Source organism: Leptolyngbya sp. 7M (genome assembly GCF_018128485.1).
In genome coordinates this window covers 5047824-5072968 of the sequence record NZ_CP070897.1, presented here as the reverse complement: position 1 = coordinate 5072968, position 25145 = coordinate 5047824, and the positions used below count along the sequence as shown (strand labels likewise).

The window sequence follows — 25145 nt, the reverse complement described above, 5'->3', positions numbered from 1 at the left end:
ATGCTTGAAAATTACGCTTCTGTGGGTCAAAACTGTCAACTTTGCTGAATTGGCGCTGAATTAGCTGCAAGCATTTAGAGCAAGGCTTAAACAGATTCTCACCCTAAAGAACTACAACATCTCAATCATCTAACATGTCTCCGAATTACATTCTCAATCTTATTCGCCAAGTTTTGCAAAGGTTAGTTTAAATCAGTTAGTGATACGTATAAACGAGCATAATTCTCATCACTATCTAGGGCTTCTTCTATTAAACCTGTTAAACCGCGTGCGCGCCGATCAATTTTTAACAGCACCTCCAGTAGATTTGGCTCTAAGTAGAAAATCACCTCTAACTCATCCAAAAGTCTTTGATACTTTCCTCTGGGTCTAAACTCAAGCTCTTGGACAAAAGGATAGTCTCTACCCAAATATAACGTTATATTCGCAATCTGATTGGTAAAGATAGAAGCCAAGGAGTTCCAAGGCATCCAAAACTCGCTTCATCAGAGGATGTGGTCGAATCAAGATGTCATCCCAATCTTTAGGATTAATGGCCATTGCAATGTCTAATCCAGTGCGGATGTAAATTTCCTGTTGTCCCAAGGTCAGAGGAGTTTGGTAGGGAATTTCAATGGCAACTGGAATAAGCTTTTCTTCTTGTGGTTGTATTGTGAATCCTTGTGTGACTCGGTGTTTGAGCAATTTACACTCTTGATAGAAATGGGAGGAGGAATTGTTGCGTTCACGTTTATACTTAGTTGCAACATAAAAGTAGATTTGCTCAATAGTTTGAGCAACAGCTCCACCGATAACATGAACTTCTCCTTCCAATGTCTCACCAGGGACAGCATCTGCTGCATACAAGCGTGTATCGCTTGATTTTGCTTACCTGAACGACACCTGGGACGAGTTTCAGCAAACCTTGCCCACAACTGAAAATATAGCGCGGGTGATCTGGCAGCGATTGGTTCCCCACCTGCCATTGGTACGCATTCAGCTATTTGAACATCCTGAACTTTGGGCAGAATACGAAGGAAACGGCATGGAAGCTTATTTAACGATTAGTACACACTTCAGCGCTGCTCACCGGTTGGCGCTACCATCTCTGACGCTGGAGCAAAACTCGGAAATCTATGGCAAGTGCGCTCGTGTTAACGGACATGGGCATAACTATCATCTCGAAGTCACAATTAAGGGCGAAATTGATCCGCGTACAGGTATGATCGCCGATTTGGTGGCGTTTCAGAAAGCGGTAGATGATTTAGTCGTGGAGCCGTTAGATCACACCTTTTTGAACAAAGATATTCCCTACTTTGCAGAGGTGGTACCCACAGCTGAGAATATTGCGGTTTATATCCGGGATGTGCTGAAGCAACCAATTCGGGAAATTGGAGCACAGCTCCACAAAGTCAAGCTAATCGAAAGTCCAAACAATTCCTGTGAGGTCTACTGCACCTACGAAACAGAATCGATAAGTGTGGCTGACCAGCGGGAACCGGTTTTAGCGCCAGCTTAGTGGCTGGATTAATTTAACAATTTGAAGCGTAAACATGAGCAGCCAGGAGTTTGAGGCTATACTGCGGAAACAGCCCCTGCTCCTGGTTTTGTTATGTCTACGCCCTTCCGCAAAATCCTTGTGTTTGCTGCCAACCCCAAGCACACCTCAGAACTGCGGCTAGGGGAAGAAGTGCGGGAAATCGAGGAAGGACTGCGCCGTTCACAGTATCGAGATCGGTTTGCGCTGACTTCTAAATGGGCCGTTCGAGTACGAGATGTTTATCGCTACATGCTCGATATCCAGCCCCAGATCGTTCATTTTTCTGGACATGGAGAGGGCGCAGAGGTGTCCGCAACCTAACTCCTGAACAAGTAAAATCCGCCAAGAATTGGCAACAGGCAATCTACAATCCAGCGTTTTGTCAACAGTTGGGGTTGAAGGAATGCAAGACGAAGCAGGCGGGGGAGAAGTAGGGCGTAACGTGTTCCGTGTACAAAAATAGCTGTGTCAGAATTGAGGAAAGGTTATTTTACCGACCGTTGAACAAGGGTTTTCCTGCATCAGAGTTTGCCAGATGTTATCGAACTGCTATCGAGAGATTTTGCTATTTCGGTTTAATGACAGAACAGGCACAATCTACATCCTGGCAGGTAATGATCTTCAAGTTGAAATCTACCGTGACGGCACTTGGAGTTTTCTATGAAACCAAATTTTGAAGCAATGACAAAAGCCGAACTGCGAGCTTATGTACTCGAACACAGAGATGATCTAGATGCATTAGAATCTCTATTCAGTCGGCACAGCCCAGATTCAACCACTTTGCGCTTTGCGCTACCCCAAACTGAAGAAGAGTGGCAGCAACAATTAGAGATCATCAGACCCATCCTTGAAAAAGACCGGGAAAGGGAGATGCAGAGAAAACAAACGACTGATGAATCAGCTGAATCATCGAACGAGTAAAGTTCGTCGGCAACCTTGACTGAGACGATTGGGAACGATCGCTCCATCTGCTCAGCCAGTACAGTGAAGGTGAGACGTTAAGAGCGGAACGCCATCGCCTGCCGCGTCTGGTTTGCATTTGGGTCGATGGTGGCTTTTCATCGGCGGCCTAAAGTTCGGAAAAATGTCTCGGGCTATTTTAACGAGCAGCCGCTGGATGCGATCGATCTTTTTATCGGAAGTGAGGGCACACTCTGTGTCATCACGGAGATAGAGTTGCGGCTCGTCAACAGGCCGGATGGTTTCTTTTCAGGGATCGTGTTTTTTGAGAGGCACGAAGACCTTATGGCTTTCGTAGAAGGTGTAAAAGCGAAAAGTTTTGCAAGGGCAAGAATAGATGATGCAGAGGCTTTTCTCTATGGGTCTGACATAAGTGCCAGTTTGGTCGAGTATTTTGATGATCGAGCTTTGGGCTTCATCCGCGAGAAATTTCCGGAAACGCCTGAAGGTATGGCTGGTGCTATATTTTTTGAGCAAGAAATGTCTGGTGAAACGGAGGATGTTTTGCTAGAACAATGGAGCGCATTACTTGAAAAACATAACGCGGATGTAGATGGTTCCTGGTTCACGACGACCGATGCGGACCGCGAAAAGATGCGAGCCTTTCGGCACGCATTGCCGGTGGCCGTAAACGAACGCGTCGTCCGCAATAAGCAGAAGAAGATCGGGACAGATATGGCGGTGCCGGACGAGAATTTCGCGGGATTTCTCAAATATCAAAAAGAAATGCTTGACGCGAGCGGGATCGAATATGTGATCTTCGGTCATATCGGTGATTGCCATCTGCATGCGAACCTGCTCCCGAAGACCGAAGAAGATGCGATTCGCGCTCGGCATATTTATGGTCGCTTTATCGCTCAGTCGATAATGCTTGGCGGCTGTATCTCGGCCGAGCACGGAATTGGCAAACTGAAATCAAAATATCTTTACGTGGCAATGGGCGAGCGGTATCTGAATGAGATGGCCGAATTAAAAAATATGTTTGATCCGAAAGGGATCCTTGGCCGCGGGAATATGTTTGACGGGAAATATCTATGATCAAAGCAATTTTAATGGACTGGAACGGTGTAGTTATTGACGACGAACAGGTGCAGTGCGAAGCCTATCGTGAGGTGCTGAAGCCATACGGCATCGAGCTTACCGATGAGATGTATTACGCGCGTATGGGAATGAACGACCGCGCGTTCGTGCGTTCGGTCTTTGGAGAAGCCGGAAAGCCGATCAATGACGATGAACTCATTGCGGTACTCGGAGCAAAGACGGCCAATTGGCGCGAGCGTGTTCAGCAAAATGTGCCGCTCTTTGACGGCGTAGAAAACTTTATCAAGAAGTGTTCAAACGAATTTGCGGTCGGTGTTGTAAGCATGGCAAAGCGTGAAGAGATCGATCTGGTTTTGAACCTTACCGGCCTTGCTCCGAATTTTTCCGTGATACTCAGTGCCGAAGATATTCCGACGCACAAGCCCGATCCGGCGTGTTACCGCGAAGGTTTTCGGCAAATAGATCTTGTGAGGATCGCAAACGGTGGCTTGCCGATGATCCACTCAGAATGTCTCGTTATCGAAGATTCTCCACAAGGCGTTCAGGCGGGAAAGGCTGCGGATCTGCCGGTGCTCGGGGTCGCTAACACAGTCTCGGCCGATGAGCTTCGTTCTGCAGGCGCCGATCACGTTGCTAACCGGCTGGATGATTGGATGCCTGAATCGATGCGTCGAGTCTTTGCGTAAACGTTTTGACGCTTCTCATCTTAATTAGTAATTATGAGCGAAAAATTCATTTCACGCAGTAATGCAGAAAACGATCTGCTTGCTGCGGCGGCTTACCTTGTAACGCCTTCCACATCGACGCCACCGGCCCGAAACTGCATCAGCGACACATCCGTAGAAGCCACGATTTGAATAATGAATTGATCGATATAGGGCTGCTGATTGCCCAGGGCGTCTTTGCGCCAGTAGTGGGGATTGCGCTCTAAAATCACCCGCTCACTTGGCTGGTAGCTCTTGATCCGATAGGGGCCACTGCCAATAATCTGCTTCGGATCGCTATCGGTGCCCCAGGTTGACAAAAACTGCGGATTCCCTTCTGAGTCAAGGGTTGTAACCGTTTTCTCCAGCGCGTGTTTGGGTAAAAAAGCACCACCCGCAAACCGCAACAACGGCGCAAAGGGTTCAGGTGCTGCAAATTCCACCCGCTGCTCATCTAGCTTGCGTACCGTAGGAAATGCCCCTTCATCGCCAATCCGGAAAATATCTGCCGTACTGGTGGGAATCTTCTCGTTGAAAATTATGTCGTTGTAGGTAAAGACAATATCATCCACCGTAATCGGAGCGCCGTCCGACCACTTCAGTCCTGGCCGCAGCTTGTAGACAATTCGCGTTTGATCCGGGGAAATCTCCCACGATTCTGCCAGCCCAGGTTCTAGTTCCCCCGTCACTCCATTGGTAGACAGCAGGCCATCATACACCAGGGCCACAATCTCAGTAGAGTTGGTATCATCGCTAGTGACGTAATTGAAGGTCTTGGGTTCGCTGATCGACGTTCTCACCAACCGGGGCACTTGGGCCGCCTGGGTGCGAAACTGACTTGGATTACAGGCCACCAGCGGCAGGATTAATACCAGGGCCAATAGCAACGTCATTGCTTGCCTCAACCCCACATTCCATTTCAGCTTCAGCATTCCAGCGGCCATCTCCCTGCGTTCGGCTTTCTGGATCATATCGCTAGGAAAGCGCGATAGGGGAAAAGAACCTTAAGCCACCACAAACCCCTTTTCAATTGGATAGCCCATTGCTTTCCAGGCTGGCAGCCCGCCTTGCAGTTCCGAGATGTTGCAAAATCCAGCTTGACGAAGCTGTTGAGCTGCTAGTGCCGTGTCTTCGTCGGTATCGCTGTAGAGGTAGATATCGCGATCGGGTTCCAGCGTGGCGCGGGCACGGCGAGTCAATTCGGGCATTGGCATATTGATGGCACCAAGAATATGACTGAACTGAAATTCATGGCGCTCGCGCACATCGATAATCGTCAGGGCTGGCTTACCCCAATCGAGACGAGCCTTCAGATCATAAACACGAGACTTGGGCCGCAGAGGTGCAAGCGGCAAAATACCAAACAGCATAGGAATTCAACTGGCAACTGTGGGAGTTCCCTTGCAATGTAACAATATTTCTCAGGTTGCGCAAATTTTTATTGAGGAAATATTTACTGATTACTTAAGTTATGCATTCTTGACATTTGCAGTGAAATTAAATAAGCAATTGTACTCATTTCTAATTCGTCACATCCCACCCATCCACTCTTCTGCCGATCGCGTTCCACAAAAATTCCTTAACACCGCGCTACGATTTTCTTCTCAGAATAGAATTAAAAATACGGTGTGGTTGGATTATTGGGTTGAACTAAATCATGGACGTGCCTAAACATCTTCGGGTTTTGCTTGGGTCTGCGCTAGTTGTAGCGACGTTGCCGCTGCTGAATCTAGTTCAAAATCCGCTAGCTACAGTAGCTCAACCGCAAGCTGGTCCTGCAAATTCAGTCGTCAGTCCAACCGTCAGTCAGCTACCCGGAAATGGGATGCTCAGGACTTGGAGAAGGCAGCTCAAGATGCGGCGATTCCACTCTCCATCTGCCGGACTCGAGAGGAATACCAAGCAACGGAACAGTATCGTCATCATGTTGCAACTCCGTTGATCCATATTGAAAAAATAGGGGACAGCGATCCAGAACCCTTCCCAGTTGGCGACCGACCGCTCTCAGGCATACGAGCACTGGGAATGGTACATGTAGTCGCTGGTCCAACCATCTTGCGCCAGCTCGCTGCTCAGGGTGCCGATTGCCTGAACCTCAATACGCTCAACTGGATTGAGGAACCGACGCTATACTGGCAGTGCTATGCCGGAATCCGCCAAACCTACCTTGATGCCCGCATCGACAGCAACCGGAAGGCGATTTACAAACTGGTTAAGGATGCTGACATTTTCGTCGAGAATCTACGTCCACACCTAGCCGCGAGTCAGGGTTACTCCGCAGGGGAACTGGCAGAGTTTCGGCCTGGAATCATCTATGTGAGTGTTAAACTCAACACGCCTACTGGTCCATGGGCTGACTGGATGGGATATGACTTTACAGCTGCAGGACTGACCGGAATGTTTTGTGATCTGGGGAGTCCGGATCAACCTCAGTTACCGCACGGGGTTAACGTAGTTTGTGATTTCTTGACTGGTTATTTAGGAACCATTGGCGCGCAAGCCGCCCTAATTCGTCGAGCTACCGAAGGCGGCAGTTACAAGGTGACGGTCACCCTCTCTCAAACCATTATGTTTGAACAGGCTCTTGGGCTAGTGGATAAGAACTTACTGTTGGATCTAGAAAATTTGGGACCGGAGCACCAACCGTTACAGCCTAATCTCCAAACTGGACAGACCGCGTTTGGCGAGTTCACGCGATTGGGATCTCAGGTCGAGATGTCCAAGACCCCGGAATACTGGGTAGATCCAATCATCTACCCGATCGGCTCTAGCAAACCTGAGTGGCTGCCCCGTTAATTAGTAGGTTCATCTGGCAGGTTTTATCTGGCAGGTTTCATTGCGGACTCTTGGCTTAAGCGCACTTCTAGTGTGCTTTCGACGAAACTTTCAGAAGTTCTGACTGGCTCTGTCTTCAAACTAATCAAACTAGGCTCGGCAAGCCGAAACGAATATATAGACGCACAATCAGACGTGCGGGTAAATACTAACTTTTATAGTTTCTATGATTAGCAATTGCGGCATTTGACTAGGCATGTTCTAGCCATTCAAACACTTGATCAAGCTGCTCAATCGTCAATAACCCGTACTGCCACAGCACCATGGGCAGCAAGTTATCTGGTAAAGGCACCGATTGTTCTTGATGGCGCAAACCAATGGCGATGGCGCTGGTAGGAATTGCCAAATCGCGCTCTAGGAATTCAATTAATCGTTGTTGCTGGCTGGATTGCATGGACAGGATATTGACAGGATATTGTAGTCTGTTCGTTTAGCGAGTCTAAAATCTCCTGGGTGAAAAACCCATGATGGAGATCACGGAATTCAGTGAGTCTACTAACGTTGGCTCCGGGAAAACCGCATGACGCACCAGTGTATCACAGGCTTAGTACAATGGACGCCGATTTATACTTTCTTAAGAAAAAATTCATCGGAGGCTGTCAGCCTCGACTGGAGCGGGTTTCAGCCACAATTCGGTCAAAGTACCAGTTGAGTCCGGGGGCAATCAGACTGTGTAATCTTGCGAGTACACCCATCTCCTGAAGCCTGTAGGCAGGGTTTCAGCACAGGCATAGGACGGTTGGGAAATAAACATCAAGGAAAGCAATGTGTTCACCCGATCGACAGTAACCTTCGTGATCGGCATCAGAGCTGCGGTGATAGCCTCGTGGGATGCCATGATCAACTCATGGGTATCAACAGTAAACCCATGCTGGCCTGCAACTTGGCGCATCGCTTTTACCACAGCTTCACGGTAAGTTACGTCACTGCTAATGATACGCTGTACTTCTTTGACTGCAACATCTTCAAGTGCAACACTAGAAATATCATTTTCAAGCATAATTAAATCCTCGAATCAGTACTCAATCAAAGTATGACCTTTAGATCTGATTCCAACAGTACCCTTCAGGGCACCTTTCACTTCATGCTGTTACTTTCTGGTCTATGTAATTAGCCTACGCGATAACTAACGAGCAGCATTTCTGCGCAACCGTTCCAGACACTGCTCTGTGAGCAATATCTTCACCAAGCACTTATTAAGATAGTTCACTATGTATTTCTAAACCTACAGCGTTCACAAATTGGTTGTGAACAGGGGGGTGGGGGCGCTGCCCCCACGCAGGGGTTCCACCCCTGCACCCCGTTCAGATCCTACAAAGGATTACTGTATTTATGGGAATATAACCTGGATTCGCCAGCAGAAATCGAATTTCTGAAATGTTTGAAGCTAACACTCCATTCACTCCATTAATTTTTAGACACTGTAGGCAAAATCAGCCACCGAGATTACTAGATTCTAGGCTCGGCAATTTTTTGAACTAATTCAATTCCAAATAACCCAATACCCCCCAAAGGCTTGGCGAAAAGCAGTTCTAGCGAACGCTTTAATCGATTCACCAAAAGCCATTCCTTCTACTTTTACGCAAAACCATTTTTCTCTACAAAAGCCAGCTTATGTAAAAGTAGGCTGTACTTAAATTACATATTAACTCTGATTCTCTTCTATCTATCCCAGGAAAGATAAAACAAGCTAACTCTGTAATGTTATGTGAATCACAAATTAATTTTTCTCTCTCATAAGCGACTTAATGAAGTAGACAGGGTGCAGCCACCTTACCTGTCGCCAGCGTATGTTGTAAGGCATCCTTAGATTAGAATTATCGAATCAAAAGATGAATTATGGCGATGAGAATCCGAAGGCATCCAATACAACCTTTTCAGGCTAGTGAAGTACGAAAAACGGGGTGCAGGGGCACTGCCCCTGCGTGGGGGCGAAAGCCTCACACCCCCTATACCTCACATGAGTGAAAAATGCTGTAGTATGAATGTTTGTCTTGCTGCTAAAGAAAAACTGGTCTGAAGATGGCAGTCAGATTTGATTGCAGTAGAATATGAATCATTCCAGTGCCCGCAATGGCTCTACTCACGAGTTTGTCAATGCCCCAAGTCAGTCTAATCATTCCGGCCTACAACGGCGAGCGATTCATTACCAAGGCGCTGGATAGCATTCTGCATCAAACCTATTCAGACTACGAAATTATTGTGGTCAACGATGGCTCTACCGACCAAACTGCCGCGGTTTTGCAACCCTATCGGGAGCGAATTCGCTATATAGAACAGGCGAATCGAGGCGTCGCAGCAGCTAGAAATCGCGGTATGGCCCTAGCCCAAGGCGAGCTGATCGCGTTTTTAGATCAGGACGATGTTCTGCTGCCCGACAAGTTAGCGGTCCAGGTTGAATGCTTTGCCCAGCAGCCGGAAATCGGCATTTCAACGAGTCGGAGAAGCGCCAATTTTGCTGCCAATGGACCAGTATGGCTACAAAGCCTATGCTCAGGTGTTCTTCACCACCGATGCCCTACTGCAACAGCATCCTGACCTGCTCAAATCCTTCTTGGAAGCTAGCTTCGAGGGATGGCAGCGCGCCTTAGCCGACATTCCCGGCACTGCCAAACTAGTGGCCGAAACCTATGCGGAGAAGGGTAGTAAGTACACCAACGTGGATTACCAGCAGAAATCTTTGGAATTAGTTGGTGAATATGTGATGCGTGGCATTGAACCCAACCAAATCGGCTTGATTGTACCGGAACAATGGCAGCAAACCACCGATTTAATGGCCCAATATGGGATTATCGAAACCGCACCTGGTCTGGAGAGTTCGCTGGATTTGAGTTTGTGGGCAGGGAGTGAGTAGGGTGTAGGGGTGTTTAGGACAGCATAGCTAATTAAAACAGGTCTGAACTACTCGATAGAATGGACGCAAGCTAGCGCTATGACTCCACCTGCGATGTAACCTGAATACAAGTAACCGATGCAAGCCACAGAAAAATTCTTCTACACGCCAGCCGAGTATCTGGCTCTAGAAGCTACGGCTGACTGCAAAAGTGAATACATCGACGGCTCAATCATTCCAATCGCAGGTGGAACAACAAATCACAATCGAATTGCTAGCAATCTTTATGCTGCTCTCAATTTTGGCCTGAGGCAGCAGGATTATGAAGCATTCATCAGCGATGTGCGACTACGGTGCCATTTCAAATCAAGCTGACCGATCTCTATCGCAAAGTTCAGCTTGAGGCAAGCGAGTCAGCGTTGGCAGAAAAACCTGCCACCGAAACTGGCTAACTTCTGGTATTGTCTACCGCTTTGTGATAAATATCTGGCTGATGCGGTGTGCGTGTGAGCCACGACGAAGCCATGACCAAACTGATTATTCAAATCCCCTGCTACAACGAGGAGCGCACTCTAGGAATCACGCTCTCGGCTCTACCACGGCAGGTTCCGGGTATCGACAGGGTCGAGTGGCTGATTATCAATGACGGCAGTCGTGACCGCACCGTGGAAGTCGCCAAAGAGTTTGGGGTGGATCACATCGTTCACTTTCCTACCAATCAGGGCTTAGCTAAGGGCTTCATGGCCGGATTGGAAGCCTGTTTGCGGGCCGGAGCCGACATTATCGTCAATACCGACGCCGACAATCAATACTGTGCCGATGACATTCCTACGCTGATTCAGCCGATCCTGCACGGCCAAGCCGATATGGTGATCGGGGCACGCCCGATTTGGGACACGCGCCATTTTTCGCTGACCAAAAAGCTGCTGCAAAACTTTGGCAGTTGGATGGTCCGCCTTGCTAGTAACACCAACGTCCCCGACGCGCCTAGTGGATTCCGGGCCTTTAGCCGTCAGGCGGCCATGCAGCTCAATGTGTTCAACAGCTACACCTACACGCTGGAAACCATTATTCAAGCTGGACAAAAAGGCATGGCGATTGCCTCGGTGCCGATCCGCACCAATCCGAATTTGCGCCGCTCCCGTCTCGTTAGAAACATTCCCTCCTATGTGTTTCGGTCCGCGATGACGATTTTGCGGATCTTCATGCTCTACAAGCCGCTGAGGTTTTTTACCTGGTTGGGAGCTATTCCCTTCAGTTTTGGCACCCTCCTGGGTATCCGCTGGCTGCTGCTGTTTTTTCTGGTTGACCCGACTCGCTCCCGTGTCCGGTGAGCTTGGTCGTTATACTGCTCTACTTATCAGCGAAAATATTCTTTAGCTGTTGAGAGCTTTCAGCATCGCACCCCTTTAAAGAGACGCGATGCGTTGAAAGTTTTACCGCGAACGTTTTGGCTGGGAAAAGAGCATGATGACTTGAATAAGCTTGGGAATAGAGCCAACGAAGACAAAGATAAGGATCGAGATTGCCAGAATAATGGCGGTAGGGGACTCGCCATGTTCAACAATTGGCTGGATGTCAATTGGGGAAATTGGTGAGGTGGTTTGGTGAGTTACGTTCGATTGAGTTTGAGTCATTGCAATTTTCTCGATTTCAGATAACATGTCTAGAATGCTGGAATTTCAACAGAGCCTGTAGTCCCAGTTGCAAACTGACTAAAACTGACTAAAATTTTTTACCAAGAGGACAATCACAAAAAATTTTGAGATGGCACGATCTCTGAAAGCAACACAATCTGCATTAGATGACCAGATCGATCCAGCAAGAATTCGCAAACGCTGGAAGCAGCACGATGAGCGGTGGGCTGAAGCGGCTGGCATCTCCCTCAAAACATTGCAGCGATTTTGGGATCGAGAGCCTATCCGTCGTGCAAACTTCATAGCTATCTGTCAGGCTATTGATATTGAAGACTGGAAAATGATTGCTGATCTATCGGCACGGGCAAGTTCAGACAGTTCTCACCAGTCTTTATCTTTGAGCATTCCTGAAAGACTAGTTGTTCCTCAGGAGATCAAACTTAAAACGGAGAAGAACATTGACTTCACTAACCTGGTTGATCTACTTGCAACAAACAGATGGAAGATAGCTAATTATGAGACGAAGAGGCTTCTACTACAAACCGTCGGTGAAGTAGGTGAAGAAGCAGGATTCACTTACGAGCTTCTTGAGCAAATTTCCTGTACCGATTTAAGTACAGTAGATCAACTCTGGCTAAAGTACAGCAAAGGACACTTTGGTTTTTCAATCCAGAAACTTCTGTATGATGAAGTTGGACAAAGTTGCAGTAGGTTAGGTGATCAAGTTGGTTGGAGAAAAAATGGTGAGTGGCTTATTTGCTTAGACGATCTTTTCTACAGCTTAAACGCGCCGACAGGACATCTTCCATTCCTGGTGTGGGGTTCATATTTAGATGCACTTCTCTTTCGATTTGAGAGCTGCGAACCTTTGCTTTTAGCCGAGCGTTTACAACCTGAAAAATGAGTGTTGCGGCGCAGCATAACAACGCAGTGGAGCGGACGGATAAGAGATCCTGTACTTCGTTTGCATGTTGTGTGCCGCCGCTCACTTTAGCCGTTAGCTGGCTTCGGTTACAGTTTGTGGCGATATTTGAAGATTTATCCATTCCCCAAATTTTGAATGCCATTTTTGGCTCTCATGGTATATAAAGTTAAAGTCAATACGGGATTTTAAGTAATCCTGCTGCGGAGAATGGTGGAGAGTTTCAAGATGCTTGATGCAGCCAATGGTCAGGAGTCAGAAGATAAGAAAAAGCGGGTAAATTTCAATCAAACTGACTTTCCTCAATTCAGCCTTGAAGCCGTGTTAAGCATTCCTAAAGCTATTTACGAGCATTATGCTGGTCATCCAACTCGACCAATCGACATAGCTGCTGCTCTTAACCGTTCTCCTTCGAGCAGTGATTGGAGGTATATTATAATGTACCCCGAAAACTAGACAAAGGAATAAGATAGAGTCGCTGCCCACAGACCTAGTAGCAGTGCTGTTACGGATGCGGTGAGCCGAGCTGCGCGGTCCTATGGATTGGTGGTAGTCCTAGGCGTGAATGAACGAGATCATGGCTCGCTGTATAATACGCAACTTGTTTTTGATGCGGACGGTACTCTGCTGTTGAAGCGACGCAAAATCACGCCGACCTATCACGAGCGGATGGTGTGGGGACAGGGGGATGGAGCCGGATTGAAGGTGCTGGATACGGCGGTTGGTAAATTGGGAGCCTTGGCCTGTTGGGAGCATTACAATCCGCTAGCTCGGTATGCTCTGATGGCTCAGCATGAGCAGATTCATTGCGCCCAGTTTCCCGGTTCCATGGTAGGGCAGATTTTTACCGAGCAGATTGAGGTGACGATTCGGCATCACGCCTTGGAGGCCGGTTGTTTTGTTGTTAACGCCACAAGCTGGCTCTCGCCCGATCAGGTCGAACAAATCACGCCGGATCCGAAATTGCGATCGGTGTTGAATGGTGGCTGCTACACGACGATTGTGAGTCCAGAGGGAGTGTTGCTGGCTACGCCCATTACTGAAGGCGAAGGCATGGCAATTGCCGACCTCGATTTTTCCCTAATCACCAAACGCAAACGGATGATGGACTGTGTTGGCCACTATGCCCGTCCCGATCTGCTGCAACTAAAGTCCAATATGGCTCCTTGGTCCGTACTGAGTGAAGTGTCTGAGCAAGCGATGGAGAATGGATCGGCGCAGATGGTCAAGATCTCCTCTGAGTTGCCGCTAGAACCACAAAATCTATAGCTCAAGCCAATTCACTTAACTCACTTGTGAACACACACTATGAATACGCAACGGTTAATCACAGAGCTGCAATCTCATGGATTGAAAATCATCAATGCTGAAGCTGGGGCCTCTGGACGCAAAGGAGGAGCTGGACCGTCAGATCACAAGGCAGTGACGATTGCTGGAACAACCGTAATGGTGCCGATCTACACCGATGCTGCTGCCAGCTCGCCCTACAGCGCTACGATCAATGCCCAGACGAATCAGGCAATTCTGCACTGGGAATCTGATCCGGTCGCATCGATTAGCTTTCCGCAGCAGCCCAAGTTTTACAGCCTCAAAACAGCAGACGGAATTCCTTACTGGAAAATTGCCCTACTGCACAGTCGCGATGTGTTGGCAACCACAGTGCTTCAGACCTGTATGCGCTACAGCGATGCGGCTACGGCCTGTCAGTTTTGCGCGATTGGTCAATCTCTAGCTGCAGAACGGACGATCGCGCGGAAAACGCCGCTTCAGTTGGCCGAGGTAGCCGAGGCCGCCGTGCGGTTAGATGGCGTCACGCATATGGTGATGACCACCGGCACCCCCAACACCAGCGACCGGGGTGCGGCTTATCTAGCTGATTGCGCCGCTGCGATCAAACAGCGGGTGAACTTACCGATTCAGGCCCAGTGCGAACCGCCAGAAGATTTCTTTTGGTTTGAACGCATGAAGGATGCGGGCGTTGATAGTTTGGGGATGCATTTAGAAGCAGTCGATCCCGATGTGCGGGCCGCGATCATGCCCGGTAAGGCGACGGTGCCACTGTCAGTTTACTTTCAAGCCTTTGAAGCCGCCGTTAAGGTATTCGGCTGGGGACAGGTCAGCACCTATCTGCTGGCGGGTTTGGGCGATGATCAGGCGACGCTAGTGGCAACGGCAGAACGCTTGATTCAGATGGGTGTTTATCCGTTTGTGGTGCCGTTTGTGCCGAAGGTGACCTACATCGGTCAACTCCTACACATCCAACTCGAAACTCAAATCGGCGCTTTTACAGTGACTCAATTAAGCGGAACTGAGCCATCTGGAGAAGTTGTTCTCAATTGGCAGGCTCAAGACTGCATCATGATTTCACCAACCAAAACCCAAACTGTTCTGTAGCGCCTCAGCATCCCAATCTCCGGTGACACAAATCGCACATACATCTTGAGAAAATTCACAGTTCCTTGACTCCTGCAATTACGAAACAGGCGAGCGCTTCACAATAACCTTTTCCGGTAGAGATAGCATGAGATCAGCCGATTGGCGGCAACAGGGCGCACACCAATAGGAGTAAGGTGTTGTGAAAGGGTAACGGACGTGGCAATTTTTCAAGGAACGAATGGCAACGACGTTCTGACTGGCGGCGCAGCAGACGACGTTCTGTATGGCTATCTCGGACAAGACTCGCTCAGCGGAGGCGCAGGAATTGACAAGCTTTTCGGCGGCGAAGGGGCAGATACACTGAATGGTGGTAGCGGCAACGATGAACTCTTCGGTGAAGCCGGAGATGATACGCTCAATGGTGGCGATGATAACGATAAGCTACTTGGTAGTGAAGGAAATGATACTGCTGCTGGTGACGCTGGTGATGATGAATTATTAGGTGAAGCCGGAAACGATATTCTCAGCGGTGGGTTAGGCAACGATATTCTCTACGCTAGCACTGGCGAAGATATACTCAACGGCAACGAAGGCAGCGATCAGCTCTACGGTGAAGCCAACAATGACGCGCTGTTTGGTGATGCAGGCGATGACACCCTCTACGGTGGTGATGATCAAGATCAGCTCAATGGCAATGACGGTGAAGATATTCTCTACGGTGAACGCGGCGATGATACCCTGTCTGGTGATGCCGGAGCCGATCAGCTATTAGGCGGCGAAAACAACGACATCCTCTCAGGTGGAGCCAATGACGACCGATTGTTTGGCGAAGGAGGTGACGATACGCTGAATGGCGATGCCGGGCAGGATCAGCTCTCTGGTGGTGATGGGCAAGATAGCCTATTCGGCGGTGAGGATGACGATCGCTTGTTTGGCGAAGGCGGTGGCGACACCCTAAACGGCGGCACGGGTAACGATCTGCTCAACGGTGCCGAAGGAGATGACACCCTAAACGGTGATGATGGTAACGACACGCTCGATGGTGGACTGGGCAGCGATCGCCTTTCGGGTGGTGCCGGTGAAGATAAACTCTTCGGCAGCGAAGGTGATGACAGTCTTCAGGGCGGTGAAGGGAATGACGAACTGCAAGGTGAGACCGGCAACGACACTCTCTCCGGTGAAGCTGATAATGACAAACTGTTTGGCAATGACGGCAACGATGCGTTGAACGGCGACGCAGGCAGCGATGAACTCTACGGAGCCTCTGGAAATGACCAGCTCAATGGCGGCGCAGGAGACGATCGCCTGTTCGCCGGAACCGAGCAGGATACTCTTGAGGGGGGCAAAGGCAATGACCAGCTCTACGGTGAAATTGGCGATGATCAGCTATCGGGTGGCGCTGGCGCGGATCAGCTTTTCGCCAGCGAAGGTAACGATACCCTCAACGGTGATGCAGGTACCGATCAGCTTTACGGTGAGGCTGGCCTCGACAAACTGCTGGGTGGGGCAGACAACGATGTGATCTTTGCTGGCAGCGAAACCGACAACCTGGATGGCGAAGACGGCAACGACCAGCTTTACGGCTGCTGAAGTTCTGGACGCTCTAGCCGCCGAATCGCCCCACTCACAAACACAAACCGCTCTTGATTTTCAGCATCGCACTGCACCAGCACATACCATTCGTAGCTCTGGGTGGTATCGAGAATTACAGACTCCGGTAGACGCAGATTGACAATGCCGGGAGCCGTTTCGTTTCCTGCAATGGTTTTGGCGTAGACCAGGTTATCCTGGCTGTCTTTGAGCACAAATTCGATTGCATGTTGGTCGGTGAGACGATAGGGCAGGTAAAACCAGAGGGCAGGTGACTGAGCCAGCGTGTAGCCAGTGCTGCTGTCGGGCACAAGGGCAGTGAGCGGTGGTTTGTCGGCAATCAGACAAGAGCCACGACTACCTCCTCCCTGACGGCGGCGGGGTCTACCCACATCGGAAAATTCTGGAGCAGCCTGGGCAACCGTAGGAATTCGAGGTCGCTGAATCGTTGGTTGCGCTGAGATGGGTGTAGCTACTGGAATGCTAGCGAGAAGAACACTAAGAACACTAAATTGAATCAAAAGTTTTTTTGAGGATGACTTTGTGTGATACATGACTAGGTGTAGGTAATGAGATAAATTAAGCGATGAGCCGTGCCTGCACTACTGCTGATCACCAATCCAATTGCGGCTGGAATCAGAGGCAGCCACAAACCCTGCAGCAAACCACCATAGCTGATCCCGCCCAAGAGCAGGATGGCTCCAACTCCAGCTAGCCCTATCGACAACGGCGAGCGGCAAACGAGTACCAGTGCCCCGCCCAGCGTGGTCCAGCCCCAAATCCAAATTATTTCGGCCCAGTTGGGCAAGCTTTGCAGCAGCGGTCGTTGATTGAGGACGGCACTCAGGAGTTGACTCGTCATATGGGCTTGAATCACCACTCCGGGCAGTTTCTGCATGGGGTCGGCTTGGCTGTAGGGCGTGAGGAAGTAGTCTTTGAAGCTGGAGGCGACCGTACCGATCAGCACAATCCGGTCGCGGACCAGATCGGCGAGTTGGGGATCGAGAGCACCGCTCAAAATTTCGCCCAGCGTCACCTGATCGGCGGGTGGATGGACGGCCCGATAGTTGAGCATCACCTGATAGCCAAGGGCATCGAGCTGGTGATAGCCGCCGCTGTCGGGGCGCAGTTGCGGAAAGCGAGTCTCGCCGATCTGAACTGTTCCTGTGGCATCGCGAGTCGTCTGGATGCCCTGAGCGGCTAAGTAACGCTGAGCTAGCCGGAAGCTAAAGGCCGTATCAGTGACGCAAAACGAGGTGGGAGCTGCCGCCATGCCCAGAATTTGCCGTCGCACCACGCCATCGGGATCAATTGGCAGATCGCTGAAGCTGAGCCGCTCGCTGGGAATGCCGGCTAGGGGTTTGGTGCCACCGCCTTCCCCCACTTCACAGACGGCGACAAACTGCGGTACTTGTTGGAGTTGCGCCTCTAGTCCAGAAGCTGGATCAATCGGAAAATCCCGGTAGAGATCGAGTCCTACTACTCGCGGCTGATGTGGACGCAGTTTCTCTAGCAGTTGGGCTAAGGCCCGATCTGAGAGGGATGCCCCTCGCCGTTCTTGCGCATCTTGCTGCTGCACATCCTGATCGGTAATGGTGACTAGCAGCAGGCGGGAGTCGGGCGGTTCGGCAGGACGGAGGCGCATCAGTTGATCAAATGCGGTTAGCTCTAGTGCTTGCAGGCCACCCAGATAGCGGACGCCAGTCAACCCCACTGCTACGAGAAGGAAGAAGCTGCCGCTCTGGATGGGGCAACTCGGCTGCAAATCTTGGTTCGAGTAATTCTGCCGCTGGCTCGTCCCGCCATGCTGACCTTATTTCTCTTCACCTTCATTGGAGAGTGGAACGATTTGTTTAAGCCGCTGGTATTCACTACCAGGCCGGAACTGCGGACCGTTCAGCTTGCCTTAGCCGAATTTCAAGAGCAGTTTACCAATAATTGGTTATTGCTGATGGCAGCGGTTGTGATTGCGACTCTACCGATCGTACTGCTGTTTATAGCCTGCCAGCGCCAGTTCACTCGCGGAATTGCCGCATCCGGAATCAAGAGCTGACCCTATGAAGCTAGTAGAGGCCATTAGAGCCTATTCAAACAACCTTCGGGATTTTGAAATTCAAAAACTCTGACAAGTTTACTGATTTGTAGATAGTCAGAGAATCGGATAGGTAGTAATAGAGCTTCATACAAAGCAGCCCACTGACATTTAATACCTTAAGAAATGTTACTGTCCCCCAACTTAGCGGCGAAATTACGGCAAACATGGCAAGATCTAAGTACTTTAGATCAGGGCAATCTGAGTCACGCCAGCCGGTATGCCTCTTTAGAGAGGGCTGATTGTGGTTCGGTTGCAGGATTGCTGATGTAAGCGGTACCTGCCATCGCTACTTTGTCCTGGCAGTGTAGCTGCTTCGCTTTAACCTTAAAAGAATAATTTGGACCTAAACTGTAAAAATGACTACTCCAAATGAGTTTACTCAGTGTTTGAACCTAGCTAGAGCACTTGATTTGATTACCTCTAGCCGCACCGTTGGGGGAGTCCTCTACGTCTACAACGCTGCAGGCTATGCAAAATCCTGGGAGAGCTTCATTGCCGAATATCCCTTGGAGCGGTTGCAGGCAATGGTCAAAAATCAACGGCAGCTACCCAAGTTTAGGTCCACTTAAGCACATGAATGGCTCAGGCTTTTTTGACCCCCTCAACCCTTGGAGTCTTTGGGTCCCCCTCTGTTTGCTAGGGCTAATTTTTCTGGCGGCAATTTACTTTGTTCGCGTTAGTATCAGGTAGTAGCCGTTATGCCAAGCTTGCCATGACTCTTTCCCTGGCTCAGAACGCCATTGCTCTACTGATCGATCTGGCAGAGCGGGGAGAGATTGACCCTTGGGATGTGCAGGTGATCGAGGTGATTGATCGCTTCTTGAGTAAGCTAAAGCCGACGGAAGCCATAGAAGCAGGTTCAACAGGGCGACCACCCTATGAGGCAGATTTGTTTGAATCTGGACAAGCATTTCTCTATGCTTCGATTTTGCTGTTGTTGAAGGCGGATAGTTTAGCTCGTTTGGAGTCTGACAATAGCAACGAGGCAGAACCGGCTGAGTTTTTAGAAGATGTCATCCTGGACCGTCCACTTCTGATGCGATTGGAGCAGCAAATTCGGCGTCGAGCGACAGCCCCACCAGTGCAGAAGCGGCAAGTCACCTTGCAGGAGTTGATTGCTCAGCTCAATCTGATCGCTACAGCAATGGCGGATCCCAAACCCCGGCGATCGGTGCGGCGGCCCCGACCTCAGTCGCGCACCCAAGCGATGCGAGCCATTGCCCAACTGGCCCATGAAGAAAATCTGTCGGAAATTGCGGCGGTGTTAGAGACATTTTTGGCTGAGCATTGGCAACAGTTCAATCAGGTCAATCAAGAACAAGACTGGCTAGATTTTGAATCACTGCTGCAATTTTGGTCAGCTGCTGGGGTTTCCTTCATTGACGTAGCCAACAGGTCACCATTCAGCTTCATGACAAAAACTTGGCCGGTCTTACCCACCTTGAGGCTGCCTAAAAACTTGTTGATGTTGAGTAGGCTGAGGGTGGCATCGGTGACGCCCACTAAATTGCCCCTGCGGTCGTAAAGGGGTTGATCGGCTGAAATCACATAATCTTCTGTGCCAACCGTGGTGTAAGGACCAACCCAAATCAAACGACCTGCCTTCACAGCATCTTGGTACCAGGGGCGACTGCGCGGATCGTAAGGTGTAACTTCGTCGATTGGCTTGGAATCTACCTCTCTCCCCCACTGGTTCAACTTCCAGGTACGCAGGGTTTCATCTTGCTGCCGGTTTAGCATGCTCAGAGTCAACTGACCGTTCTGGGGGTCATAGCCCACATCCACATAGTTGCCCTGCTGGGTGCCAATCGCCAGAAAAGAAATATCGTCTGGCTGCTGGCTGGGGGAAGGATTGCCCGGTTCGGTAGCTAAAAATTGATTATTAAACCGACTGAACTGATTCCACAAATACACCCGCAGCGCTTCAATATCCTGGACATCCAACAGGTCCTGCCAGACGAGATCAGCCGTAGCCTGGTTTGCCAACTGCGGCATTTTTAGATAGGTTTCCAGGGTTTGTTCAATCCGCTGCCCAATCTCAGACTCTAGCTCCATCGCCAGCGTTTTCACCGCACTCTGCCCATTGCGAAACGAGAGAAACCCAATCAATCCGGCTATCAGCAGAATTTGCAGCACAAACGGGATAATCAGTACAGCCCGCAGTGGCAGCCTCGAAGAAAAGAAGGATAGAAAATGACGGATAGGGGGCTTGGGCATAGTGGCGTTGAGCGGGCGCTGAAACACCGCTCTAATTTAGAATAGCGTCCCCACCTGCGAGTGACGCAGCTAAAGCATAAAGGTTCCAAGACAAGCCTTCTCCCTCTGGCGCAGCATCCCAACCCAGCCGAGTCGCTTTATCCTGAATAAAGCCTGAAATACAAAGGCTGAAATTAAAGTCGTTTTTTGCCTGCTCCATGACTGATTTAATTTTATTTTGGCATCGCCGTGATTTGCGCACGGTAGACAATATCGGTCTAGATGCCGCACGTCAGCGTAGTTCCAAAGTGATTGGCGTCTTTTGCCTCGATCCCAACATCTTGCAGCGGGATGATGTGGCCCCGGCACGAGTCACCTATCTAATCGGCAGTTTAGCCAAGCTTCAGGAAAGCTACGCCCAAGCAGGCAGCCAGTTGCTGATTCTGCAAGGCCAGCCCGTCGAGCGATTGCCCGCCCTAGCCAAAGCGCTTTCTGCCCAAGCCGTTTACCTAAACCGCGATGTCGAACCCTATGGTCGAGAACGCGACCGCACCGTTGCTGCCGCTCTGCGGGAAGCAGGGGTAGAAGTCCAGGCGTTTTGGGACCAGTTGCTGCACGCCCCGACGCAGGTAATGACCGGCTCCGGCCAGCCCTATACGGTCTACACCCCCTTCTGGCGCAACTGGAAAAGCCAACCCAAAGCCGAGCCAGTAGTCGGCCTGACTCAAGCCAGCGGATTATCTGAGTCCGAAATTTCCACCGCCCAAGCCGAGACAATTGCCCTACCCACCGCCAAGGATCTAGGTTTCCTCTGGGACACCGAACTGCCCCTTGCGCCTGGTACCGCCGCCGCCCAGGAAAAACTAAACGCCTTTTGTAGCCGCGCCATTCAAGAGTATGGAGCTGCATGTCAAATTGGATCGGGGCGGGGGCTTGCTGTAGGGAAGCGATTACCTTTTGGGCAAATCGTTCGGGTTCGAGATCCTGGCGCTGGATTACCTGCACAATTCCTAATTCTGCTAATCGCTCGGAGCGTAATCGTTGTTCCTGATCGTCATTGCCCTGGAATGGTAATAGCATCGATCGCACACCTGTAGTCAGGACGTTCATTGTGGTGTTGTAGCCGGCCATGCTAATTGATAAGTCGGCTTGTTGCATGTAGTGGAGCAGATGGGGTGTGAATCGTTCTACAATCAAGTTGCGACGCTGTAAGGCTATATCATGCAGGGAGGTATACACATCATCTGGACAGAACGGTCCGGTAAACATTTGAATCTGATGTGGGATGCGATCTTCGAGGAATTTACTGGCTTGGGCTACACAATGGAGCAGCTCATGCCCAAACCGGCCACCGCCAACGCTTGTTAGAATCAGGGGCTGGGGTACGGTTGGAGTCGAGACTTCAGCGGAATCGGGGCCATTCATTTGCGCGACATAGCCGGTATAGTGCACCGGACAATTTAAATCCTGCACTCGCGAAAAGCTGACTTCTAATGGCATGAACTGAGGGTCGCCGTGGATCAGCAGCAGATCAAAATACTGGTTCATTAAGCGGCAAATTTTCTCTTCGTGGCGTGCCCGGTCTTGTTTGGTGACTACAATATCCCGCAGGCTGCACACAACTTTGGTGTCGGCAGCCTTAGCCTGCTCTAGCAAGGGAATCAGTTCGGCGGAAAAGCGTCTGCGGCCAAACGGAAACAGCTCGATCATCAGAACATTAGGCCGCACTTGCTCAAAAATAGACAGCAACAGATCGCGGCGATGGGCTAGCACCTGCTCTACGGTTTGGAAACCATCAGGGATTTGCAGTTCTCGAAACTCGCTGTCGGTTTTGATGGCCGGGATATTGATCAGATGAACCTGGTGGCCCTCCAAGCCGTGCGGAGCACGATCAGGAACGGGAAAGCCATCGACGACTTCACCGCCATTGATAAAGAAAATTTCAAAATCCTGCAACAGGCCGCGTACAATCTCTAGACTGCGCACGAGATGGCCAATGCCTAGAATATGTTGACAGTAAAACATCAGGCGTTTCATGGAATGGCAACCTCCAGAGGATAAAAAGGGGCTTGAGACGAGAGCGGCTTCAGCAAACATTGGGGGGGTTGACGGAGAAGCGCAAACAGGTATTCGGTGATCCGCGGCAGGGCATTCATATCGAGTTGGGCAGCAGCCGGATTGAATGGCGAAGCCTGTAGCTCTTGCAGCATCAGCTCCATCAAGTTTGTGGGTGTCAGAGCATCAGGATGAATTGTCCGAAACAGGCCGGATTGGGCCATACGTTCCGCCCGAATCCACTGTTCCTCAACGGGTTGGGTGCGGGGAATCACGATGGCCCGCTTTTGCAGCGACAAAATTTCGGTGATCGTGTTGTAGCCCCCCATCGAAACCACGAGATCCGCTGCCGCCATGTAGCTGGTCAAATCATCCGTGAACTCTAGAAGCTGGACGGTGGCAAAATTAGCGGCCTGTTGGCGCAGCGCTTCCCGTTCTGCGGCTGGCATTTCTGGACCGGAGACAATCACACTTTGCAGCGAGTCGGTAGACGGCAATGTGGCTAAGCTGGCTAGATAGGTGCTGGCTAATCGGTAGCCATCGGCACCGCCTCCGGGCGTCACCAGCACTAGCTTCTGATTTGGTCAGGCAACTTCGCCACAAGAAGAGCGGTTGGCTGAGTTTTCTAAAGTCGTGTTAGCCGATACCGAAGATGTCTGGACCGATCTGTTTCGGCGACAGGGAGCCAACTATCGCGAGCCAACGCTGGTATTATTCTCCGGATCGGTGCGCTCAGCCTGCGGCTATGCTCAATCGGCATCAGGACCATTCTATTGCCCAACAGACGAGAAAGTGTACTTGGATCTGAGTTTCTTCGAGGAGTTGGCTTCTCGCCATCAAGCTCCCGGAGATGCAGCCCAAGCCTACGTGATCGCCCATGAAGTCGGCCACCATGTCCAGAAGCAGTTGGGCATTTTGCAGAAAATTCAAGGCTTGCAGCAGCGCGTCAGCCAGACCCAATCGAACCAGCTCTCGATCATGCTGGAGCTTCAGGCCGATTGTTTTGCTGGCGTTTGGGCCAATCAAGCCCAGCGGACTCAGCGTAATGTGGCCCTGGAGCGGGGTGATGTCGAAGAAGCGCTGAGAGCAGCGAGCAGTGTTGGAGATGATTACATCCAATTGAAAACGCGGGGCTATGTCGTCCCGGAGTCGTTTAACCACGGCACGTCGGAACAACGAACTCGCTGGTTTGCCCGCGGACTGCAAACCGGAGACCCAGCTCAGTGTGACACCTTCAACGCTTCTAGCCTCTAGAATTCAGGCACAAAATTCAGAGGAATGGTAGATTGTTAATAAATGTAAATCTTAATTAACAGCCATTTGTTCTGAAGCGATGAGTGATCAACCTCTGGGAACTCCACGTCCACTCTGGCGCGTGATTTTGCTGTCGTTACTCACTGGACTCGCTTACTACGGCTGGTATAAGTGGGTGATTCAGGATGAGCTAAAGCACTATACCGGCAAAGACTGGTCGGGTACGGTTTGTCTGTTGCCCTTCGGGTTGGGTATTGCTGTACCTCAGCTCCTGCGTCTCTATGATCCCGATGTTCCTGGCTGGTTTGGTTGGTTTTCTCTGGCAGGTATCATCTGGATTTATATTGTGCAGTTTCGCCTGTATCGCACAGTTAACGCTTTGTACCGGCAAGCTGGCCTCCAGGCACCCTTGACCCTATGGTGGCTGTTTGTACCCGGCCTCAACTTGCTAGTGGGTCTGCGGCAAATTCACTTTTTGAGCCAATATTGGGCTATGAAGCGAGGTGAAACTGTAGGCGATCCGATTGCAGACCGTTTACCGCTGTTTTTTTCGCAAGTTGGACTGTAGTTTTTCCCAAAATTTCCCAGCATTTCAAGAGATAGTTCTTGTAAAAACTAGAGCTTGATTTAGTCCAGAGCATCCTTGAGCAAGTCCATCCTAAAATTCTGTGTTATTGTCTCTAGTAAGGTTTATTTTCGGCGGTGTAATTCGTTTTACTACAAGCGTCTCTCCGAATCTAACTCTCTGCAATTGATTTCGGAGATATGTTCATGTCACTCTACGTTGGTAATTTATCCTACGAAGCTACCCAAGATAATTTGGCGCAGATTTTTGCGGAATACGGTACCGTTAAGCGAATTCAGATTTCCACGGATCGAGAAACAGGCCGCTCGCGGGGGTTTGCGTTTGTGGAAATGGATACAGAATCTGAAGAAACAGCCGCTATTGAGGGACTCGACGGCGCAGAGTGGATGGGACGGGATCTAAAAGTCAACAAAGCTAGACCGCGTGGGGAAAGTGGTGGTTCGCGTAGTAATTGGAATCGGGGTGGCGCTCAGCGCTAGTTCGGGTGTTTTACCTAGCCTGAATACATTTGAAGCGCGGGCGATGCGGGTAGTGGTTTCAGC

General features: G+C 50.2%; 33 protein-coding genes and 5 pseudogenes. 25 read left to right on the top strand and 13 right to left on the bottom strand.

What is annotated here, in order from left to right:
- Positions 1-182: 182 nt before the first annotated feature.
- Positions 183-410: a sporulation protein gene (locus JVX88_RS41110; protein ID WP_211621575.1), complete on the bottom strand. Its 228-nt coding sequence runs from the start codon at positions 408-410 to the stop codon at positions 183-185.
- Positions 403-846: a sporulation protein gene (locus JVX88_RS26365; protein ID WP_211621574.1), complete on the bottom strand. Its 444-nt coding sequence runs from the start codon at positions 844-846 to the stop codon at positions 403-405. Before JVX88_RS26365 ends, JVX88_RS41110 begins: the two co-directional genes overlap by 8 nt.
- Before the next feature lie 19 nt (positions 847-865).
- Here JVX88_RS26365 and JVX88_RS43320 point away from each other — a divergent pair.
- The 7 genes and pseudogenes from JVX88_RS43320 to JVX88_RS26340 all read left to right on the top strand — a co-directional run.
- Positions 866-1006: pseudogene (locus JVX88_RS43320) on the top strand (6-pyruvoyl trahydropterin synthase family protein); the annotation flags it as partial.
- A gap of 18 nt (positions 1007-1024) precedes the next feature.
- Positions 1025-1498 (top strand): 6-carboxytetrahydropterin synthase, encoded by a 474-nt coding sequence (locus JVX88_RS26360; RefSeq protein ID WP_317134668.1) that lies wholly within the window; start codon positions 1025-1027, stop codon positions 1496-1498.
- Between the two features lie 93 nt (positions 1499-1591).
- Positions 1592-1840: a hypothetical protein gene (locus JVX88_RS26355; RefSeq protein WP_211621573.1), complete on the top strand. Its 249-nt coding sequence runs from the start codon at positions 1592-1594 to the stop codon at positions 1838-1840.
- A 166-nt stretch (positions 1841-2006) separates the two neighbouring features.
- A complete protein-coding gene (locus JVX88_RS44425) occupies positions 2007-2183 on the top strand; it encodes a DUF6888 family protein (protein WP_410503802.1) in 177 nt (58 codons plus the stop codon).
- Complete coding sequence (locus JVX88_RS26350; RefSeq protein ID WP_211621572.1) at positions 2180-2440, top strand: DUF6887 family protein; 261 nt, start codon at positions 2180-2182, stop codon at positions 2438-2440. Before JVX88_RS44425 ends, JVX88_RS26350 begins: the two co-directional genes overlap by 4 nt.
- A 126-nt stretch (positions 2441-2566) precedes the next feature.
- A complete protein-coding gene (locus tag JVX88_RS26345; RefSeq protein WP_211621571.1) occupies positions 2567-3517 on the top strand; it encodes an FAD-binding oxidoreductase in 951 nt (316 codons plus the stop codon).
- Complete coding sequence (locus JVX88_RS26340) at positions 3514-4206, top strand: HAD family hydrolase (RefSeq protein WP_211621570.1); 693 nt, start codon at positions 3514-3516, stop codon at positions 4204-4206. Before JVX88_RS26345 ends, JVX88_RS26340 begins: the two co-directional genes overlap by 4 nt.
- A gap of 92 nt (positions 4207-4298) precedes the next feature.
- On the opposite strand, the gene JVX88_RS26335 is transcribed toward JVX88_RS26340, so the two are convergent.
- Positions 4299-5195: an ABC transporter substrate-binding protein gene (locus JVX88_RS26335; RefSeq protein ID WP_211621569.1), complete on the bottom strand. Its 897-nt coding sequence runs from the start codon at positions 5193-5195 to the stop codon at positions 4299-4301.
- Positions 5196-5228: 33 nt separating this feature from the next.
- On the bottom strand, positions 5229-5594 hold the full coding sequence (locus tag JVX88_RS26330; protein ID WP_211621568.1) for a rhodanese-like domain-containing protein: 366 nt from the start codon (positions 5592-5594) through the stop codon (positions 5229-5231).
- Positions 5595-6060: 466 nt separating this feature from the next.
- Between JVX88_RS26330 and JVX88_RS26325 the strand changes: the two genes are divergently transcribed.
- On the top strand, positions 6061-7020 hold the full coding sequence (locus JVX88_RS26325; RefSeq protein ID WP_211621567.1) for a CoA transferase: 960 nt from the start codon (positions 6061-6063) through the stop codon (positions 7018-7020).
- Between the two features lie 229 nt (positions 7021-7249).
- Here JVX88_RS26325 and JVX88_RS26320 read toward each other — a convergent pair whose 3' ends face one another.
- Positions 7250-7453 (bottom strand): DUF2949 domain-containing protein, encoded by a 204-nt coding sequence (locus JVX88_RS26320; protein ID WP_036003425.1) that lies wholly within the window; start codon positions 7451-7453, stop codon positions 7250-7252.
- 270 nt (positions 7454-7723) lie between these two features.
- Positions 7724-8059, bottom strand: coding sequence for a hypothetical protein (locus JVX88_RS26315; protein ID WP_211621566.1), 336 nt, complete (start codon positions 8057-8059; stop codon positions 7724-7726).
- A 1097-nt stretch (positions 8060-9156) separates the two neighbouring features.
- Between JVX88_RS26315 and JVX88_RS26310 the strand changes: the two genes are divergently transcribed.
- The 4 genes from JVX88_RS26310 to JVX88_RS26295 all read left to right on the top strand — a co-directional run bounded on the left by JVX88_RS26310 (position 9157) and on the right by JVX88_RS26295 (position 11226).
- Positions 9157-9597: a glycosyltransferase family 2 protein gene (locus JVX88_RS26310; RefSeq protein WP_211621565.1), complete on the top strand. Its 441-nt coding sequence runs from the start codon at positions 9157-9159 to the stop codon at positions 9595-9597.
- Positions 9557-9913, top strand: a complete 357-nt coding sequence (locus JVX88_RS26305; RefSeq protein ID WP_263975257.1) for a hypothetical protein — start codon at positions 9557-9559, stop codon at positions 9911-9913. Before JVX88_RS26310 ends, JVX88_RS26305 begins: the two co-directional genes overlap by 41 nt.
- Positions 9914-10030: 117 nt before the next feature.
- A complete protein-coding gene (locus JVX88_RS26300) occupies positions 10031-10267 on the top strand; it encodes a Uma2 family endonuclease (protein WP_211621563.1) in 237 nt (78 codons plus the stop codon).
- A 149-nt stretch (positions 10268-10416) separates the two neighbouring features.
- Complete coding sequence (locus JVX88_RS26295; protein ID WP_211621562.1) at positions 10417-11226, top strand: glycosyltransferase family 2 protein; 810 nt, start codon at positions 10417-10419, stop codon at positions 11224-11226.
- Between the two features lie 102 nt (positions 11227-11328).
- Here the strand turns inward: JVX88_RS26295 and JVX88_RS26290 are convergent, their stop codons facing one another.
- Positions 11329-11529 carry a hypothetical protein gene (locus tag JVX88_RS26290; RefSeq protein WP_211621561.1) on the bottom strand — a complete coding sequence of 67 codons (201 nt, stop codon included), beginning with the start codon at positions 11527-11529 and terminating at the stop codon, positions 11329-11331.
- A gap of 130 nt (positions 11530-11659) precedes the next feature.
- On the opposite strand from JVX88_RS26290, the gene JVX88_RS26285 reads away from it, so the two are divergent.
- The 5 genes and pseudogenes from JVX88_RS26285 (at position 11660) to JVX88_RS26265 (ending at position 16417) form a co-directional block, all read left to right on the top strand.
- On the top strand, positions 11660-12433 hold the full coding sequence (locus tag JVX88_RS26285; protein WP_211621560.1) for a GUN4 domain-containing protein: 774 nt from the start codon (positions 11660-11662) through the stop codon (positions 12431-12433).
- Between the two features lie 246 nt (positions 12434-12679).
- Positions 12680-12907: a hypothetical protein gene (locus tag JVX88_RS26280; protein WP_211621559.1), complete on the top strand. Its 228-nt coding sequence runs from the start codon at positions 12680-12682 to the stop codon at positions 12905-12907.
- Positions 12908-12961: 54 nt separating this feature from the next.
- Positions 12962-13720, top strand: a pseudogene (locus tag JVX88_RS26275) (nitrilase-related carbon-nitrogen hydrolase); the annotation flags it as partial.
- 39 nt (positions 13721-13759) lie between these two features.
- A complete protein-coding gene (locus tag JVX88_RS26270) occupies positions 13760-14845 on the top strand; it encodes an MSMEG_0568 family radical SAM protein (RefSeq protein ID WP_211621558.1) in 1086 nt (361 codons plus the stop codon).
- A gap of 198 nt (positions 14846-15043) precedes the next feature.
- A complete protein-coding gene (locus JVX88_RS26265) occupies positions 15044-16417 on the top strand; it encodes a calcium-binding protein (protein WP_211621557.1) in 1374 nt (457 codons plus the stop codon).
- On the opposite strand, the gene JVX88_RS26260 is transcribed toward JVX88_RS26265, so the two are convergent.
- Positions 16405-16938, bottom strand: coding sequence for a DUF928 domain-containing protein (locus JVX88_RS26260; RefSeq protein ID WP_211621556.1), 534 nt, complete (start codon positions 16936-16938; stop codon positions 16405-16407). The two genes, JVX88_RS26265 and JVX88_RS26260, sit on opposite strands and share 13 nt — an antisense overlap.
- Before the next feature lie 35 nt (positions 16939-16973).
- Positions 16974-18125 (bottom strand): CHASE2 domain-containing protein, encoded by a 1152-nt coding sequence (locus JVX88_RS26255; RefSeq protein ID WP_211621555.1) that lies wholly within the window; start codon positions 18123-18125, stop codon positions 16974-16976.
- Between JVX88_RS26255 and JVX88_RS26250 the strand changes: the two genes are divergently transcribed.
- The 3 genes and pseudogenes from JVX88_RS26250 to JVX88_RS26240 all read left to right on the top strand — a co-directional run.
- Positions 18093-18470, top strand: coding sequence for a carbohydrate ABC transporter permease (locus tag JVX88_RS26250; protein WP_211621554.1), 378 nt, complete (start codon positions 18093-18095; stop codon positions 18468-18470). The genes JVX88_RS26255 and JVX88_RS26250 overlap by 33 nt on opposite strands.
- 398 nt (positions 18471-18868) lie before the next feature.
- A complete protein-coding gene (locus JVX88_RS26245; RefSeq protein ID WP_211621553.1) occupies positions 18869-19081 on the top strand; it encodes a hypothetical protein in 213 nt (70 codons plus the stop codon).
- Positions 19082-19224: 143 nt separating this feature from the next.
- A pseudogene (locus JVX88_RS26240) lies at positions 19225-19803 on the top strand (segregation/condensation protein A); the annotation flags it as partial.
- Between the two features lie 20 nt (positions 19804-19823).
- Here JVX88_RS26240 and JVX88_RS26235 read toward each other — a convergent pair.
- Entirely contained in the window at positions 19824-20729 is a 906-nt protein-coding gene (locus JVX88_RS26235) for a cache domain-containing protein (RefSeq protein ID WP_211621552.1), read from the bottom strand.
- Positions 20730-20760: 31 nt separating this feature from the next.
- Positions 20761-20928, bottom strand: a complete 168-nt coding sequence (locus tag JVX88_RS26230; RefSeq protein ID WP_211621551.1) for a hypothetical protein — start codon at positions 20926-20928, stop codon at positions 20761-20763.
- On the opposite strand from JVX88_RS26230, the gene JVX88_RS26225 reads away from it, so the two are divergent.
- Positions 20927-21805, top strand: a complete 879-nt coding sequence (locus tag JVX88_RS26225) for a deoxyribodipyrimidine photo-lyase (protein ID WP_263975256.1) — start codon at positions 20927-20929, stop codon at positions 21803-21805. The two genes, JVX88_RS26230 and JVX88_RS26225, sit on opposite strands and share 2 nt — an antisense overlap.
- Here the strand turns inward: JVX88_RS26225 and JVX88_RS41105 are convergent.
- A pseudogene (locus JVX88_RS41105) lies at positions 21693-22133 on the bottom strand (glycosyltransferase); the annotation flags it as partial. The gene JVX88_RS26225 and the pseudogene JVX88_RS41105 sit on opposite strands and share 113 nt — an antisense overlap.
- A 360-nt stretch (positions 22134-22493) precedes the next feature.
- Between JVX88_RS41105 and JVX88_RS41100 the strand changes: the two are divergent.
- Positions 22494-22685 (top strand): hypothetical protein, encoded by a 192-nt coding sequence (locus JVX88_RS41100; protein ID WP_263975255.1) that lies wholly within the window; start codon positions 22494-22496, stop codon positions 22683-22685.
- Between the two features lie 56 nt (positions 22686-22741).
- On the opposite strand, the gene JVX88_RS26215 is transcribed toward JVX88_RS41100, so the two are convergent.
- Entirely contained in the window at positions 22742-23332 is a 591-nt protein-coding gene (locus tag JVX88_RS26215; RefSeq protein ID WP_211621550.1) for a glycosyltransferase family protein, read from the bottom strand.
- A gap of 34 nt (positions 23333-23366) precedes the next feature.
- On the opposite strand from JVX88_RS26215, the pseudogene JVX88_RS26210 reads away from it, so the two are divergent.
- The 3 genes and pseudogenes from JVX88_RS26210 to JVX88_RS26200 form a co-directional block, all read left to right on the top strand.
- Positions 23367-24017, top strand: a pseudogene (locus tag JVX88_RS26210) (neutral zinc metallopeptidase); the annotation flags it as partial.
- A 79-nt stretch (positions 24018-24096) separates the two neighbouring features.
- Entirely contained in the window at positions 24097-24585 is a 489-nt protein-coding gene (locus tag JVX88_RS26205; RefSeq protein ID WP_211621548.1) for a hypothetical protein, read from the top strand.
- Positions 24586-24788: 203 nt separating this feature from the next.
- A complete protein-coding gene (locus JVX88_RS26200; RefSeq protein ID WP_211621547.1) occupies positions 24789-25082 on the top strand; it encodes an RNA recognition motif domain-containing protein in 294 nt (97 codons plus the stop codon).
- Positions 25083-25145: the final 63 nt, after the last annotated feature.

What these genes read in the sequence shown, in the direction of transcription:
- JVX88_RS26360 (WP_317134668.1), top strand. Translation starts at nt 1,025, where the DNA reads ATGGAAGCTTATTTAACGATTAGTACACACTTCAGCGCTGCTCACCGG.
- JVX88_RS26355 (WP_211621573.1), top strand. Translation starts at nt 1,592, where the DNA reads ATGTCTACGCCCTTCCGCAAAATCCTTGTGTTTGCTGCCAACCCCAAG.
- JVX88_RS26350 (WP_211621572.1), top strand. Translation starts at nt 2,180, where the DNA reads ATGAAACCAAATTTTGAAGCAATGACAAAAGCCGAACTGCGAGCTTAT.
- JVX88_RS26345 (WP_211621571.1), top strand. Translation starts at nt 2,567, where the DNA reads ATGGTGGCTTTTCATCGGCGGCCTAAAGTTCGGAAAAATGTCTCGGGC.
- JVX88_RS26340 (WP_211621570.1), top strand. Translation starts at nt 3,514, where the DNA reads ATGATCAAAGCAATTTTAATGGACTGGAACGGTGTAGTTATTGACGAC.
- JVX88_RS26335 (WP_211621569.1), bottom strand. Translation starts at nt 5,195, where the DNA reads ATGATCCAGAAAGCCGAACGCAGGGAGATGGCCGCTGGAATGCTGAAG.
- JVX88_RS26330 (WP_211621568.1), bottom strand. Translation starts at nt 5,594, where the DNA reads ATGCTGTTTGGTATTTTGCCGCTTGCACCTCTGCGGCCCAAGTCTCGT.
- JVX88_RS26320 (WP_036003425.1), bottom strand. Translation starts at nt 7,453, where the DNA reads ATGCAATCCAGCCAGCAACAACGATTAATTGAATTCCTAGAGCGCGAT.
- JVX88_RS26315 (WP_211621566.1), bottom strand. Translation starts at nt 8,059, where the DNA reads ATGCTTGAAAATGATATTTCTAGTGTTGCACTTGAAGATGTTGCAGTC.
- JVX88_RS26310 (WP_211621565.1), top strand. Translation starts at nt 9,157, where the DNA reads ATGCCCCAAGTCAGTCTAATCATTCCGGCCTACAACGGCGAGCGATTC.
- JVX88_RS26300 (WP_211621563.1), top strand. Translation starts at nt 10,031, where the DNA reads ATGCAAGCCACAGAAAAATTCTTCTACACGCCAGCCGAGTATCTGGCT.
- JVX88_RS26295 (WP_211621562.1), top strand. Translation starts at nt 10,417, where the DNA reads ATGACCAAACTGATTATTCAAATCCCCTGCTACAACGAGGAGCGCACT.
- JVX88_RS26290 (WP_211621561.1), bottom strand. Translation starts at nt 11,529, where the DNA reads ATGACTCAAACTCAATCGAACGTAACTCACCAAACCACCTCACCAATT.
- JVX88_RS26285 (WP_211621560.1), top strand. Translation starts at nt 11,660, where the DNA reads ATGGCACGATCTCTGAAAGCAACACAATCTGCATTAGATGACCAGATC.
- JVX88_RS26280 (WP_211621559.1), top strand. Translation starts at nt 12,680, where the DNA reads ATGCTTGATGCAGCCAATGGTCAGGAGTCAGAAGATAAGAAAAAGCGG.
- JVX88_RS26270 (WP_211621558.1), top strand. Translation starts at nt 13,760, where the DNA reads ATGAATACGCAACGGTTAATCACAGAGCTGCAATCTCATGGATTGAAA.
- JVX88_RS26245 (WP_211621553.1), top strand. Translation starts at nt 18,869, where the DNA reads ATGACTACTCCAAATGAGTTTACTCAGTGTTTGAACCTAGCTAGAGCA.
- JVX88_RS26235 (WP_211621552.1), bottom strand. Translation starts at nt 20,729, where the DNA reads ATGCCCAAGCCCCCTATCCGTCATTTTCTATCCTTCTTTTCTTCGAGG.
- JVX88_RS26225 (WP_263975256.1), top strand. Translation starts at nt 20,927, where the DNA reads ATGACTGATTTAATTTTATTTTGGCATCGCCGTGATTTGCGCACGGTA.
- JVX88_RS26230 (WP_211621551.1), bottom strand. Translation starts at nt 20,928, where the DNA reads ATGGAGCAGGCAAAAAACGACTTTAATTTCAGCCTTTGTATTTCAGGC.
- JVX88_RS26205 (WP_211621548.1), top strand. Translation starts at nt 24,097, where the DNA reads ATGAGTGATCAACCTCTGGGAACTCCACGTCCACTCTGGCGCGTGATT.
- JVX88_RS26200 (WP_211621547.1), top strand. Translation starts at nt 24,789, where the DNA reads ATGTCACTCTACGTTGGTAATTTATCCTACGAAGCTACCCAAGATAAT.